We start from the raw sequence: 14,021 nt of genomic DNA, 5'->3' as shown, positions 1-14,021 counted from the left end.
TGAGCTGCTGCCGGTTTGATGGACACGAGGTTAGGCTACATTAGCCTGCCGCTCGAAGTCGATGGGGCTGAGATACCCCAAGGTCGAGTGCCTGCGTGTGGGATTGTAGAAGCGTTCGATGTAATCGAACACCTCGGCCTTTGCCTGATTTCGCGTGCGATAGGTTTTGCGCGCGATCCGCTCGGTCTTCAGCGAAGAGAAGAAGCTCTCCATGGCTGCGTTGTCCCAGACGTTGCCTGAACGGCTCATCGAACAGGTCACGCCGTTATCGGCCATCAGCCGCTGGAACTGCTCGCTGGTGTATTGGCTGCCCTGGTCCGAATGATGCAGCAAGGCGTCGGGCTTGCCCCGGCGCCAGATCGCCATCATCAGCGCGTCGGTGACGAGCTGCGCCGCCATCGTCGCGCTCATCGACCAGCCCACGACGCGGCGCGAGAACAAGTCGATCACGGCAGCCACATACAGCCAGCCCTCAGCGGTCCAGATGTAGGTGAAGTCAGCTACCCACTTCTGGTTCGGCGCTTCGGCGCTGAACTGGCGATCAAGAACGTTCTCGGCGATCACCGATCGTTGGCCATCGTCCCTGGGCAGACCGCGCCGGCGAGGCCGTGCCTTCAGCGCCTGCTGGCGCATCAGGCGCTCGATGCGATGCAGGCCGCATGGCTGGCCTTCGGCCAGCACATCGTGCCAGACCCGCCGTGCGCCATATGTGCGATAGCTGGCGATGAAGCTGGCGCGGACCCTGGCGCCAAGCATCTCGTCGCTGCGGGCACGCGCGCTGGGCGCGCGGCCCAGCCAGGCATGAAAGCCGCTGCGCGAGACACCGAGAGCCTCGCAAAGCCACGTTACCGGCCAGACCCCTCGATGCTTCGCGATGAACCCGAACTTCATATCGAGTCCCTCGCGAAATAGGCCGCGGCTTTTTTTAGGATGTCGCGCTCCGCTTTCAGCTTCGCGTTCTCACGGCGTAGCCGTTCGATCTCCAACTGTTCCGGCCGCATCTGGCCATGCCCGGGAAAGGCCCCGCCAGGATCGCTGCCATGGTCGCTGACCCACTTGCGCAAAACGTTGATGTGGAGATCCAGATCGCGGGCCGCCTGCGCCATCGTCACGCCGCGATCCCTGACCAGCTTTACCGCCTCGAGCTTAAACTCGCGGCTGAACTTGCGTCGTTGCATTCATACCCTCCGGTTCCATTAAACACCTTATCTCGGTGTCCACGAAACCGGCAGCAGCTCACATCGCTCAGTCCGGCCCATCGGTGAGCACGACGCCCACCCAGCCGACTGGGCCGAAATATTTGGGGCGGAAGAAGCGGTCTGGGTCCTGCTCGATCAGCATGGCAGCTTCGTCAAGGCCGGAGACTTTCAACAAGAGCGCGGTGATGCCGTCGCCGTGGTGGTTGTCGCTGAAATAGGCAAAGAACTTGCCGCCTTCGACGAAGAAGCCGGGGGAGCCGTGGGAGAGTTTTTCCGCCGCCGCCGGCAGGTTCAGCGCCAGGCCGCGCAGGCGGGTGAGCAGGGCTTCGGGGCGCTGATCGGCCGAAACCCAATCGGCGAGCACGCGCGGGTAGAGCTGGTGTTCGGCATATTGCACCCGCACGGCAAGGCTTTCGGGGGTGTCGCCGGGCAGCACCTTGATGCAGGCCTGGCCCAAAATGGGCCCGTCATCCAGTTCGGGCGTGACGATGTGGATGGTGCAGCCGGTTTCATCCTCGCCGGCGGCCAGCACGGCCTCGTGGGTGTGCAGGCCTTTGTGGTTGGGCAGCAGCGACGGGTGGATGTTGAGGCAGCGGTCCTGCCAGTGGGTGACGAACTCTGCGGACAGCAGCCGCATATAACCGGCGAGCGCGATGTGGGTGACACCGGCCTGTTCCAGTTCGCGCGTCACGATGGCGTCGAACTCGGCGCGTTTCAGTCCTTTGTGGCTGTGGGCGAAGGTGGGGACGCCTTCCGCTGCCGCCAGCGCAAGCCCGGCAGCATCGGGATGATTGCTGCCAACGACGACGATCTCATAGGGGCAGTCATAAAGCCGGCTGGCATAGAGCAGCGCGGCCATGTTGCTGCCGCGGCCCGAAATCAGGACGCCGACGCGCGCCTTCTCAGGCATCGTGGCTGGCCGTCCAGGCGGCGGTTTCGCCCCATTGGCCGGGTGCGCCGTGGATTTCGCAGCCCTTCTGGCCGGCGATGATTTCGCCGATCACGCTGGCCTGTTCGCCGGCGTCGATCAACGCGGCGATCACGGCGTCGGCCTCGGCGCGGTCCACCACCAGCACCATGCCGGTGCCGCAGTTGAAGGTGCGCGCCATTTCGGCCGCTGCAACGCCGCCTTGCTCCCGCAGCCAGTCAAACAGCGGCGGCAATGTGGGCGCAGCAACCAGCGCGCGCGAACCGGCGGGCAGCACGCGCGGGATATTTTCGAGGAAGCCGCCGCCGGTGATGTGCGCCAGCGCCTTGATGCGGCCGGCGCGGATCAGCGGCAGCAGCGGCTTCACATAGATGCGGGTGGGTTCGAGCAGCGCTTCGGCCAGCGTGCGGCTGGGATCGAAGGGGGCAGGGGCGTTCAGATCGGCACCTGCACGTTCAAGGATGCGGCGGATGAGGGAATAACCGTTGCTATGCGCGCCCGACGAAGCGACGCCGAGCAGCAACTGGCCCGGCGCTACGCCGTCGCCGGTGAGTTGCTCGCCGCGCTCGACCGCGCCGACGGAGAAGCCCGCCAGATCATAATCGCCGGCGGCATACATGCCGGGCATTTCCGCTGTCTCGCCGCCGATCAGGGCGCAACCGGCTTGCTTGCAGCCATCGGCGATGCCGGCCAACACACGGGCGGCGACGCCGTTCTCCAGCTTGCCGGTCGCGAAATAATCCAGGAAAAACAGCGGTTCAGCGCCCTGCACGATGAGATCGTTCACGCACATGGCGACCAGATCGATTCCCACCGTGTCGTGGCGGCCGGTATCGATGGCCAGCTTCAGCTTGGTGCCCACACCATCATTGGCGGCGACCAGCAGCGGGTCTTTATAGCCGGCGGCCTTGGGATCGAAAAAGCCGCCAAAGCCGCCCAGTTCGGCATCTGCACCCGGCCTTGCGGTGGCGCGGGCCAGCGGGGCAATCATCTTCACCAGCGCGTTGCCGGCAGCGATATCCACGCCGGCATCAGCATAGGTAAGAGGGGGCGTGAGGGGGCGTTTTTCGCTCATGCGCGCCGCCATAGCGCCAGATGCAGCCAAGCGCCAGCATCCGCGCTTGGCAATCGGGGCGGTGCGGCCCTAAACAGCATGCGTGACGCGCATCCTTGCCCTTTTAGCCGGCGCTGGCCTGATCGCGGCGATTGCCGTGGCCCAGCAGGCCAGCCGCAAGGCCGAACGCCCGGCGTCTGATCCATCAGGCGGGGCGGGCAGCGCCTATGCCGTGGGCGGCATTGATGTGGATGTGACGGCGAAGACCGTGGACGACGCCCGCCGCGCCGCCTGGACGCAAGCGATGCACAAGGCCTGGCCGATCCTGTGGGCGCGGCTGGCAAACCGGCCCGAAGCTGAAGCGCCGCGGCTTTCGGATGGGCAGATCGATGGCATGGTGGCCGGCATCGAAGGTCAGGGCGAACAGTTTTCCGCCACTCGTTATATCGCGCGGCTGGGCGTGGTGTTCGATCGCAGCCGGGCCGCCGATTATGTGGGCGGCGTTGCCAGTCTGCAATCGCCGCCGATGCTGCTGCTGCCGCTGCTGGTGGATGGCGGTGCCGCGCAGGTAACGCAGTCGCGCACGGCCTGGCGCGATGCCTGGGGGCGCTGGCAGGGCAATGTGACCCCCATTGATTATGTGCTGCCCGGCGGCACCGCGGCCGACAATCTGTGGTTGAGCGCGGCGCAGGTGCGGCGCACCGATCCGGCCGGCTGGCGCAGCATCATCACCCGCTTTGATACGGTCGATGTGCTGGTCGCCGAAGCCCGGCTGACAAGGGTTTATCCCGGTGGCCCGATCCGCGCCCTGTTCATCGCCCGCCACGGCGCGGCTGGCACCGAATTGGGCCGGCTGGCACTCAAGGTGGGTAGCGAGGCTGGGCTGGCCCGACTGCTGGATGAAGGGGTGAAGGGCATCGATGCGCTGTATGCGCAGGCGTTGCGTGATGGTCGCTTGCGCGCCGATCCCGATCTGGCGGTGGATGTGGGGGCGATCATTGCGGCCGATGTGCAGATTGGCACGCCGCCGCCTGATTCGACCCCGGTGCTGATTGCCGCCATCACGCCGGACAATGCCAGCCTGGCAGCGACGGAACGCCTGTTGCGCGGCATTGCCGGCGATGTGTTGATGGCCCAGGTGGCGGTGGGTGGCACCAGCCGCATCGAAGTGGCGATGCCCGGCGGCGAAGCGGCCTTGCGCACGGCACTGGCTGCCCGTGGTTGGGGGCTGGAGCGGCAGGGCGCCGATCTCGTGCTGCGCCGGCTGCCGGCACCGCCGGCTGCTGCGCCAAAGCCACCGGCGGCGCCGGCTGCTACCAATCCTGCGCCATGACGCAGGCGCCCGAACCGGCGTTGCCGCTGGCCTGGCCGGCTGATCTCAGCCCGGACCGTCTTGCCATCACCGAAGCCAATCGCGCGGCGGCGGCCTGGCTGGCAGCGCCCGGCCTGTGGCCGGTGCCAGTGACGTTGGTTGTTGGCCCGGCCGGCAGCGGCAAGACCCATCTGGCGCGCTGGTTCTCTGCCCATCACCGGGCCAGCGTGATCGAAGGCGCCGAGGCCGAAGACCCGGAACGCCTGTTTCACGCCTGGAACGCCGCCAGCCGCGAAACGCCGCTGTTGCTCACCAGCCCGCTGGCCCCGCGCGACTGGGGCCACGGCCTGCCCGATCTGGCCAGCCGGCTGGCCGCCACGCCGCTGGTGCGGTTGGGGGAACCGGATGATGAACTGCTGGCCGCCGTACTGGCCAAGCTGTTTGCCGAACGCGGGATAAAGGTGGGCGATGATCTGATCCGCTGGTTGGTGGTGCGCATCGAACGCAGCCTGGTCACGGCGCAGGCAGTGGTCGACGCGCTTGATGCCGCCGCGCTGGCCCGCCGGCGTGCCATCACCATCCCGCTGGCCCGCGAATTGGTGGACGGGCAGGGCGAATTCGGATTTTAGAGCGGTTTCCAATCATTTTGGTTCATACCCGCACGATCTGAAGTAGTTTGCGCATTCGTTGGGTTGGAAGATATCGATGAGCCTGCCGATGAGGTCCCAGAGCCCAGTGACGGTTCGCTCGCCGATCTTTCTGAGCATGGCCTTGAGCTTCGAGAACGCCTTTTCGATTGGGTTGAAGTCCGGGCTGTAGGGCGGAAGGAAGCGCAGGGTGGCGCCGGCCGCTTCGATTTTCGTCTGCACGGCGGTTCGCTTGTGGCTCGACAGGTTGTCCATGATGACGACATCGCCGGGCCGCAGCTCGGGCACCAGCACCTGGGTGACATAGGCTTCGAACCAGTCGCCATTGATAGGCCCGTCGAGCACCATGGGGGCGACCATGCCGGTCATGCGCAGGCCAGCGACCAATGTGGTCGTCTTGCGGTGGCCATGTGGGAAGCCCATGCGCAGCCGCTCGCCTCTCGGGCATCGGCCATGGCTGCGGGTCATGTTGGTTGCAGTCCACGTCTCATCGATGAAGACGAGGCGCTCCGGATCCAGATCGCACTGGCCGTCGAACCAGCGCTGCCGCTGCCTCAGGACGTCGGGACGGTCTTGCTCTTGCGCGTGCCCGGTCTTTTTTTACGCGTGATCCCGTGCCGGGCGAAGAAGCGATGCACAGTTCCGATCCCCAAGGGAGCGCCGCGCTCGATCAGCCGTGCCTGGACCTCGACCAAGGTGATGTCGCCCACCTCGGCAATCAGCCCTTTGATGAAATCGCCGTGCACTTCGATCCTGCCCAAATGGCGGTCCCCGCCACGAGCTCTCGCGACTGCCCGGCCATGCTGAAGGGCCAGGCGCCGCCAGCGGATCGCGCTCGAAGTGCTGACCCCAAAATGTGCTGCTGCCGCTCGGCAGCTCATGCCGCCGTCAATCGCACCGACAACTCGGTCCCGAAGATCCTGTGAGAGCGTTCGTACCATCCATGCTGGCCTCCTGCCACCAGCAGGAAGTCTGAATCACAACGCCGCCCAAAAGGGAATCCCCAACGAGCCAGTTCAGGTGGAAAACGCTCTAACCTCCACTACACATGTTAACTTGACAAGCAGAGGCTAGGCGACCCTTGCAAAAATGTAACCAATCTATTTTGCAAGAGAACGCCGATCCTTTCCGGGGCCTTCCCCGGCCATCAAGGCGATATCGTGAGAGCGGGGAGACGCCACGGCAGGACCCGTGGGCCGTTGCGCATCAAGTGGGATGGCGCGCAACCAACCCCAACCGTGGCGTCTCGTCTGCTGGACATTCCGGGCCATGCGCGCAGTGGACGCGCATCTCCGGCGGTTCACCCCCCTGGTCGCCAACGGAACGAATGCGCCGCCATTCAACCTGCAGGCCAACGCAATCCGGCAGACCTCCTTTCGGAGTGCCGAAAATCCAGCAGCGGCGTTCAATCAGCGGCAAATCAAGTTGGCACCGATAGCGGCCGTAACCGTAGAAACCTGCAAGTGTCGGTTTTTACCGAATAATGTTCCCTAGAACTATCTAAGTGAATCTACTGATACGCCCAAAAGCGGATTTTTTGTCAGAAACGGATGAATATATCTCCGGTATTGCATCTTTTTGCAGTTTGGGCCGATAACAGGCGCCGTTAGAACTAGTGCCAAGGCAAGAGTTGTTTGCGATTTAAGCGTTTATTATCGTTTCACAAGAACTTGTTATTGTAAATTACCGGGAGGTAAGAGTTGACACATGGCAGGGCCGGACAGGATCCTGATCGCCGATAGCGATTTCGCATTTGCGAAGGCGTGCCTGAATCACCTCGAAAATCTTGGATATACGGTTGTGATCGCTCACAGCCATGCGCAGGTTGTTGATGAACTGGCCGATCCGGCCATTTCGACGGTGATCGCTGATGGCGGCCTGAACGGCGGCGCCGCGATGACCCTGATGAAGATGGCGGCGTTGCGCCCTTCATCCCGGGGTGAGGGGTGGCCGCGCTTCATCCTGACAACGGCCGATCCGACGGTGGAACTGGCAATCGAGGCGCTGCGGGCGTCGGCGGTGGACCTGCTGATCAAGCCGTTTGCGATGGCGGCACTCGATGCCCCGCTCGCGTTGATCCGGGACATGCGGGCGAAGGCCGCGCGCACAGAATCCGTGGACGACAAGCTTTCAACCCTGACCGTCGAAATCCGCCTGCTCGGCAGCCTGCTGCAGAATCAGGCTGGTCATGCGGCGGCTGCGGTGGATGTCCCCACGTCCATGCGGACCAATCCAGACGCAGCCCTGCTCCGGAAGCTGATCCGTGCGGAATCCACCAGGGCGATGGCGATTGGCGGGAAGGCTTTGGGCGACCCGGCCTGGAACATCCTGCTCGATCTGATTCTGGCCTCGCTGGAAGATCGCAAAGTTGCCGTTTCGAGCGCCTGCATCGTCGCTGGGGTGGCGACCACCACCGCGCTGCGCTTGATCACGCGCATGGTTGACGATGGCGTGTTGATGCGTGTCCCGGATGAAAGTGATGGCCGGCGCCATTTCCTGGCCATCGAGCCAACCGTCGAACGGGCGCTCAAGAGCTATATTGCCGATCTGGCAGACCTGTAAACGGATACGGGCCATTGTGCCGCCCAACCGCTGGCGAGAGGGCCCGTCACGGCATCGCTGAAGCAGTCTTCGCGCAAGGCCATGCGCACATGCCGCTGCCGGCAGCGTATAAACCCATGTCCATCCTTGCTGATTTTTGCCGATCCTGTGGCAAATCAGGCAAGCATTTTGCGGTTATCCGTGCCACTCACCGTTTGTTGGTTACAGATCATGTTGAGACGGCGTCTCATTCTCGAACGTTTCGATGACCGGACCGTCTCCAAACTGTGTAGTTTACCTCGCCGCATTGAAATCTCACGCTATCGCCAAGACCATCACATTCAGAAGCGAACTCTGTTCAAACCGAATGACTGCGTGGTTCACCCGGAAGCCCATGAACTTCTGAAATTCTTAATGGAATTTAGTATAAATCCTATATTATTCATAAGTTTCTCGGTTCACCACGGGCCACTGGTCCGCTGAAACAGATCTTTAAAAAACAGATGATGGGCAGCCATCAGCCGACATGTTCATCATGCAGTCGCTTGATATGGAACGACACTTCATGGGCCCGCGTCGGACTGGGCGCATTTCGACTTGAAGCCAAATTGCTGTTGCCCATCAATAAAAGGGCTTCGATCAGCATCAAACAGGCGATGAGCGCAAGCGATCTATCCGATCGCGGACCTTATACATTGCTTAATCGGTTGAGCAGTTAGCGCCTCATCGCAATCACCGCGGACGCTGTCGACAAGCGGGTGAGGAGGATGGGGTTCGCTGACATGGCCACTATTGCCGAATTCATTCTGGGCTGAGCGGCCGAGGAAGTGCGGCCCGCAAAACTTGGCTGGCCGGCAGGCTGCGCGCTGCCGACATCCTGGCATCGGGATCAAGAGCTTAGCGCGCGATCAGCGAAGCCCCCTCCCACCCGCCGACAGGGTTCAATCGGCCGTCACTGCCACGATGATCTGTTCGAGAATGGCGTCGGCGGGGAAGGCTGGGCCAATCAGGCGCGCCAAATCCAACGGTTGCGGTGAAAGTCTGCGCCTGGCGGACAGTGGGCGGCAGAGACGGGGAGCCCCGCGATCATGCTGCCTGATCAAACAAATTCGTTCGCTTGTGGATGTGAAGCGTTTTGCCGACCCGGCTAAAAAACTGCGATAACTACGTGCGCAGAGGTTAATTAAATGTGCTAAAAACGGGAACTACAAGCCAATAGGGTGTTCGCCATGGCCGCGGTAGCGATCCTGGCGGTCCTGCTGTTGTCGGATATGTCCTTATGGGTAATTCTTGTGCCCGTTTGGCTCGTGTCTTTGCTCGTTACCCAGATTGCGTTGCAACATTATGCGACAAATGAAAAAATCACTGGCTACGATCAAGATAAATTTAGGGTTTTGTTCATATCGAGATTGCTCAGGGCGAAAAACATTGATGATGAAATGAAAAATAATCGTGAGCATTCTCAGCGATCATCAGAAAAAGCCGAGCTTGTTGACTAGTTATGAAAAATAATTCTAATGAATCAATATTTTTCATTGGAAAATAAGTTGCAATATATTGCAATGAGCATCTCTGCTGCGGATATATTACGGAAGTTTGAGGAAATGAATAATTTATTTATTTCGGATCATAATCAGTATCCGCTTTTTATCTACGTATATTTTAGTTCACGATGACAATACTGCATCCGAGTGAAGCAGGATAGGATTATTGGAGCATATAAAGCCGTCTCGTACCTGATTGGCTTGTTGAATTGCGCCGGCACACAAACGTAAATGTTCCGGTATCGGAAGTAATGACGCTTGTCGTGAGGTCAATCATCGTGAACGGGGTTGGCGGCAATTTGATGAACTTAACATCCTATTCTTGAATCATGGCGAACCGTCCAAATCGGGCATCGCCATAGAGGCTTTGGTCAGTCGCGTTCAACATCAACAGCAGCCTGCCGCACCGCGCCAGGCGACAAGGATAACGGTATGACGGAGCAGGTAGATAACAGGTTGGATGGCGTTCGGACTGCCATTCCCGAACGCCGGGCCGTCGAACTGATTGATTTCGGCGATCCGGCTGGCGCGCTGCAATCGATGATCCTGCAAGCTGAAACGTTGCTCCGGACCTGTCGTGCCCTTGTGGCACAGGCGCGCGAAACGCCAGCAAACGGCGTGCTCCTGTGGCCAACTCAGGCGATGAGGGACGCGCCGGAACCGCATGACGAGACCGGCATTGATTGGCGTGCGCGCTCGCCGTCGGGCAAATCCGACAAGAGCGACAAGCGGACATGGCGTCGTTACGACCACATGGATTTCGACGTCGATCTCTTGCAGATTTTCAAATCACGCTTGCCGGATCTCAGCATGGCACCGCTGGTGGTCCTGACCACGCTGCTCGCCAATAACGGCCGGATCGTTTCAAACGATGATTTCCGTAAGGCGCTGGGAACCGAGTCACCGCAGATAGTCAAAGTCTACGTCTGCCGCTTGCGCAACCTGTTCAGGGCTCATGGCGTGGATGTCGAGATATCGGTGCTCAAGGGTGGCTATGGCGTTCCTCGCGATTGCGCCACATCTGTTCTGACCGGTCTTGGGTTTGACGAAGCGCAAGTCGGGGCCATTCTGAACTCTGCCGTGATCAGTCGTCCCGGCCGATAACGGTTGGGGCGGCTGAGATGGCAGGGGAGATGGTCAGCCGGGATGTCCGGCTGGCCACAGGATAGCCAGCACTTCCCAGTTCTTCTCGCCGCCGGGCAACCGAACACTGCGCACATCACCCAGGCGTGCACCCCGCAGTGCGCGCACGATGGGGGCGCTCCAGCCAATCAGGCCAAGGCCTGCATCCTGCTCGTCATCGCCCACCAGCGTGAGCGTTCGGCGATTGTCGTCGTCATCGGCGATTTCCACCGTGCAGCCGAACAACACACGATCCCGCTCGGTCTGGCGGGCGAGATCGACCACCCGGGCGGCCGCCATGCGCTTGGCGAGATGGCCCAGTTCCCGGTCAATCTCGCGCAGCTTCTTGCGGCCATAGATATAATCGCCGTTCTCGCTGCGATCGCCATTGCCAGCGGCCCAACGCACCACCTCCACGGTGGCGGGCCGATCCGTGTGGAGCAATTGCTCGTAACGGGCGCGCAGGGCCGCCATGCCGGCGGGCGTGATCGGGTTGCCCTCTGTGGTCACAGATCAAGTTGGCCCTGGTTGCTCACGGCTGCAGTTTTGCGGCGGCGGGTGGTGTCTGGCAAGCCGGCCCTGCGGCTGCCGTGTTTGGCCACGATGGCCCGGGCCGGGCCCCCGTGCGCGGGATCGCGGCGGATAGCGGTGATGGCGGCCTTGGCATCGCGCGCCGCCTGTTCATGATCAACCAGCGGCGCCGGGTATGCGGGGCGCATCACCCTATCGTCTGGTGCCAGCCACGGCTCGTGCACAAGGGGCGTCGGCAAGTGCGCCAGTTCTGGCAGCCAGCGCCGTATGAAGTCCCCATCTGGATCCTGATCATGGCCCTGTTTCACCGGGTTGTAGATGCGCGGGATATTGGTGCCGGTGGTGCCTGATTGCATCTGCACCTGGGGCCAATGGATGCCCGGCTCATAATCGGTGAACAGCCGTGCCAGCGCCGCACCGCTGTTCCGCCAATCCAGCCGCAGGTGATAGCTCGCCACCGCCATCACCATCGCCCGCATCCGGAAGTTCAGCCAGCCGGTGGCAGCAAGGCTGCGCATGCAGGCATCGACGAACGGCCAGCCGGTGCGCCCCTCCGCCCACGCCGCCAGCCGCGCGGCATCATGGGCGGGCAGGGCGGCATAGGCCGGGTGCAGGCAGTGCTGTTCCAGCCACGGCGCATCCTCCAGCTTCTGGATGAAGTGGCAATGCCAGTGCAGCCGGCTGATGAAACTGTCGATGGAACCCGTGAAGCGCGTGTCGCCAGCGTCTTTCCAGCGGAGCCGTGCGGCGGCGGCGTGCAGCACTTCGCGCATCGAAAGCGCGCCCAGCGTCAGATGTGGCGACAGGCGGGAACAATGATCCGCCCCGCTGTCGGGCGCAGACATGGCCGCCCGATAGGGCCGGCCGCGTTCGCTCAGAAAGCTCCTCAGCAAGGCCAGTCCCGCGCGCCGCCCGCCGCGCTGGCGGCCGGGGCAGGGGTCTGGTGCCAGGCCAAGCGCTGCCGCTTCCGGCAAGGTCTCGCTGGCGACATCGGCCATAGGGATCGCCTGCGGTGCCGGCACTCGGGGTTCACGCATCATCGCCTCCCACCGCGCCGCCCAACCGTTGCGGTTGTTCAGCGCCCGCCACACGCCGTGCTGCTGCGCTTCATGCATGGGCACGCCGGCACCCCGTGCCCAGCGCCGCACCGCCTTGTCGCGGGCAAAGCTCCACAGATTGCCGGTTTCCTGATGGGCGTGGATGCCAGTGATGCCGTGCGCTGCATGCAGATCGTGCAGGATCTGCATGGCATCACCCATCCGCACCACCAGCCGGCCACTGCGGGCGGTTAGGCTGCGGTCCAGATCGGTCAGGCTTTCAACAAGAAACGCGAACTGCCGTCCGCTGGCATCGGGCTGCGCCCACAATTCCGGTTCGACGATATACAGCGGCAGCACCGCCCGCCCGCTGGCGCAGGCAGCGGCGAGCGGCGCATGATCATGCACGCGCAGGTCGCGCTTGAACCAGACAATTTCCATGCGCTCCGGTGTAGCCGCTTTGTTCTGCGTTTGCGCCGGGCGGCGTGTCGCATGGGCCAGGCCACAAGGCCCGGCCCCAGGCGTTTCGTTCAGGCCGGCGCGAGTTGGCCGATGCTGGTCGCTACCAGCGTGGTGGCATCCGGCATGGGGAGGCCGTTGGCCCTGTAATCGGCTGTCAGCCGCTTTTTTCCTCCGCCATGCGGGCGCCTAGTTCGGCGAGATCAAGGCCACCCTTTTTGGCTTGCGCAAACAGGCCAACCCCGGCGCTTTCTTCTTCGCCAACATGATGGGCGATTTCTTCCTTCAGCACCATCACCTTGGCGTCGTGGAACCGGTCCTCACCACTGTCGCGCGCGATTTCCGCGATCATCAGCTTGGCGGCATCATGTTCCACGTGCGCCTCGTCGTGCAGCGCCGCATCAACCACGCCCTTGCACGCTTGGTAGAAGATATCCTCTTCTAGCCAGGTGTGGATAGTGAGTTCAGTGCAGATCTGCGTGGCCAGCGTGCGCTTTTGCGCACGGGTAGTGGCTGCTTCATATTTGGCGAAAAGCCCCTCCACGGTGCGATGATCCGCCTTCAGCAAGGCAATAGCGTCAACATTTGGCGTCGATTTTTCAGTGGTGGCCATCGGATATTCCTTTCACTGAATGAGCGTTACTGTTTTTCATTCAACGGAAAAACACGAAATAGAGGATGATGACGATCGGTATTGGCACGCCGAACAGAAAGAGCATGAGACTTTTACCCATATCCGTTCCTTGCGAAGGCTTTTACAAACGATATGATCATCAGTTCCCTGATTGATTGACAGCTTCGGAATCCACCCAACGCCTGCGACCTGATGCGCGCCGGCTTGGCAGCGGGCCTGTGACTTGGCATGGAGGCGCCGGGCAAAGGAGGCGGGCGATGGCGCTGCAACTGTACGGCATTCCGAACTGCGACACGGTGAAGAAGGCGCGCACCTTCCTGACGGCTGCCGGCGTGGCGCATGATTTTCATGATTACAAGAAGGCCGGCGTGCCTTCCGATGCGCTCGCCCGCTGGGTGGCGCGCTGGGGGTGGGAGGCGGTGCTGAACCGCGCCGGCACAACCTTCAAGGCGCTGCCTGATGCGGACAAGCAGGGTCTGGACGCGGACAAGGCTATGGCGCTGATGCTGGCCAATCCCAGCATGATCAAACGGCCGATCGTGGAAGGTGATGGCGTGGCCCTGATCGGCTTCAAGCCCGATGCCTGGGCAGGAGCGTTCTGAGATGGCGCGCTGGTTGGTGAAATCAGAACCGTTCAAATACAGCTGGGAACAGCTGAACAAGGACGGCCAGACCGCGTGGGACGGCGTGCGCAACAACCAGGCCGCGATCTACCTGCGCACCATGAAGATCGGTGACGAACTGTTCTTCTATCACTCCAACGAAGGCCTGTGCATCGTTGGCATCGCGCAGGTTGTGGGCGAACATTTCATCGATCCCAGCGACCCCAAGGGACGCTTTCCGGCCGTGCTGGTCGGCCCGAAAGCGCCGATGCCGCGCCCCATCACGCTCGCCGAAATGAAGGCCGAACCGCGGCTGGCCGGCATGGCGATGTTCCGCCAGTTTCGCCTGAGCGTTGTGCCGATCACCGATGAAGAGTGGGACGTGGTGATGGAGATGGCCGGCGCCTGAGC

Annotated in this window: 14 protein-coding genes; 7 read left to right on the top strand and 7 right to left on the bottom strand. The window is 62.1% G+C overall.

The genetic code is table 11. The features are described 5' to 3' along the window. Positions 1 to 30 precede the first annotated feature (30 nt). The 3 genes from Q7O19_RS03175 to purM all read right to left on the bottom strand — a co-directional run bounded on the left by Q7O19_RS03175 (position 31) and on the right by purM (position 3,202). Positions 31 to 1,178, bottom strand: a protein-coding gene (locus Q7O19_RS03175) for an IS3 family transposase (RefSeq protein ID WP_303808617.1) whose coding sequence is annotated in 2 segments (ribosomal slippage) — positions 31 to 920 and positions 920 to 1,178 — 1,149 coding nt in all. Because the reading frame shifts where the segments join, the coding sequence is not laid out codon by codon here. 67 nt (positions 1,179 to 1,245) lie between these two features. Next, positions 1,246 to 2,109 carry a phosphoribosylglycinamide formyltransferase gene (purN, locus tag Q7O19_RS03170; RefSeq protein ID WP_303808616.1) on the bottom strand — a complete coding sequence of 288 codons (864 nt, stop codon included), beginning with the start codon at positions 2,107 to 2,109 and terminating at the stop codon, positions 1,246 to 1,248. Then, positions 2,102 to 3,202 carry a phosphoribosylformylglycinamidine cyclo-ligase gene (gene purM, locus Q7O19_RS03165; RefSeq protein WP_303808614.1) on the bottom strand — a complete coding sequence of 367 codons (1,101 nt, stop codon included), beginning with the start codon at positions 3,200 to 3,202 and terminating at the stop codon, positions 2,102 to 2,104. Before purM ends, purN begins: the two co-directional genes overlap by 8 nt. 82 nt (positions 3,203 to 3,284) lie before the next feature. Between purM and Q7O19_RS03160 the strand changes: the two genes are divergently transcribed. Further along, positions 3,285 to 4,514: a heavy-metal-associated domain-containing protein gene (locus Q7O19_RS03160; protein WP_303808613.1), complete on the top strand. Its 1,230-nt coding sequence runs from the start codon at positions 3,285 to 3,287 to the stop codon at positions 4,512 to 4,514. Further along, on the top strand, positions 4,511 to 5,122 hold the full coding sequence (locus Q7O19_RS03155) for a chromosomal replication initiator DnaA (protein WP_303808611.1): 612 nt from the start codon (positions 4,511 to 4,513) through the stop codon (positions 5,120 to 5,122). Before Q7O19_RS03160 ends, Q7O19_RS03155 begins: the two co-directional genes overlap by 4 nt. A 12-nt stretch (positions 5,123 to 5,134) precedes the next feature. On the opposite strand, the gene Q7O19_RS03150 is transcribed toward Q7O19_RS03155, so the two are convergent. Then, a protein-coding gene (locus tag Q7O19_RS03150) for an IS630 family transposase (protein WP_303808610.1) occupies positions 5,135 to 6,081 on the bottom strand; the annotation gives its coding sequence in 2 pieces (ribosomal slippage) (positions 5,135 to 5,742 and positions 5,742 to 6,081; 948 coding nt in all). Positions 6,082 to 6,847: 766 nt separating this feature from the next. On the opposite strand from Q7O19_RS03150, the gene Q7O19_RS03145 reads away from it, so the two are divergent. From Q7O19_RS03145 to Q7O19_RS03135, 3 genes are all read left to right on the top strand, one after another. After that, positions 6,848 to 7,702 carry a response regulator gene (locus tag Q7O19_RS03145; RefSeq protein ID WP_303808609.1) on the top strand — a complete coding sequence of 285 codons (855 nt, stop codon included), beginning with the start codon at positions 6,848 to 6,850 and terminating at the stop codon, positions 7,700 to 7,702. 1,208 nt (positions 7,703 to 8,910) lie between these two features. Beyond that, positions 8,911 to 9,180, top strand: coding sequence for a hypothetical protein (locus Q7O19_RS03140; RefSeq protein ID WP_303808608.1), 270 nt, complete (start codon positions 8,911 to 8,913; stop codon positions 9,178 to 9,180). Positions 9,181 to 9,657: 477 nt separating this feature from the next. Next, positions 9,658 to 10,329: a helix-turn-helix domain-containing protein gene (locus Q7O19_RS03135; RefSeq protein WP_303808606.1), complete on the top strand. Its 672-nt coding sequence runs from the start codon at positions 9,658 to 9,660 to the stop codon at positions 10,327 to 10,329. 33 nt (positions 10,330 to 10,362) lie between these two features. On the opposite strand, the gene Q7O19_RS03130 is transcribed toward Q7O19_RS03135, so the two are convergent. From Q7O19_RS03130 to Q7O19_RS03120, 3 genes are all read right to left on the bottom strand, one after another. Next, positions 10,363 to 10,857: a GreA/GreB family elongation factor gene (locus tag Q7O19_RS03130; RefSeq protein ID WP_303808604.1), complete on the bottom strand. Its 495-nt coding sequence runs from the start codon at positions 10,855 to 10,857 to the stop codon at positions 10,363 to 10,365. Then, positions 10,854 to 12,356: a deoxyribodipyrimidine photo-lyase gene (locus Q7O19_RS03125; RefSeq protein ID WP_303808603.1), complete on the bottom strand. Its 1,503-nt coding sequence runs from the start codon at positions 12,354 to 12,356 to the stop codon at positions 10,854 to 10,856. The genes Q7O19_RS03130 and Q7O19_RS03125 overlap by 4 nt, the downstream gene beginning before the upstream one ends. A gap of 175 nt (positions 12,357 to 12,531) precedes the next feature. After that, positions 12,532 to 12,987, bottom strand: coding sequence for a hemerythrin domain-containing protein (locus Q7O19_RS03120; protein ID WP_303808602.1), 456 nt, complete (start codon positions 12,985 to 12,987; stop codon positions 12,532 to 12,534). A 278-nt stretch (positions 12,988 to 13,265) separates the two neighbouring features. Between Q7O19_RS03120 and Q7O19_RS03115 the strand changes: the two genes are divergently transcribed. Next, complete coding sequence (locus Q7O19_RS03115; protein ID WP_303808601.1) at positions 13,266 to 13,610, top strand: arsenate reductase; 345 nt, start codon at positions 13,266 to 13,268, stop codon at positions 13,608 to 13,610. A 1-nt stretch (position 13,611) separates the two neighbouring features. Then, positions 13,612 to 14,019: an EVE domain-containing protein gene (locus Q7O19_RS03110; protein ID WP_303808599.1), complete on the top strand. Its 408-nt coding sequence runs from the start codon at positions 13,612 to 13,614 to the stop codon at positions 14,017 to 14,019. The last annotated feature ends 2 nt before the right edge of the window (positions 14,020 to 14,021 follow it).

The sequence above is a fragment of the Sandarakinorhabdus limnophila DSM 17366 genome (genome assembly GCF_945882885.1).
GTDB lineage: Bacteria > Pseudomonadota > Alphaproteobacteria > Sphingomonadales > Sphingomonadaceae > Sandarakinorhabdus > Sandarakinorhabdus limnophila_A.
Note: the sequence above shows the minus strand (reverse complement) of the source record. Positions and strands in the feature narration are given on the sequence as shown.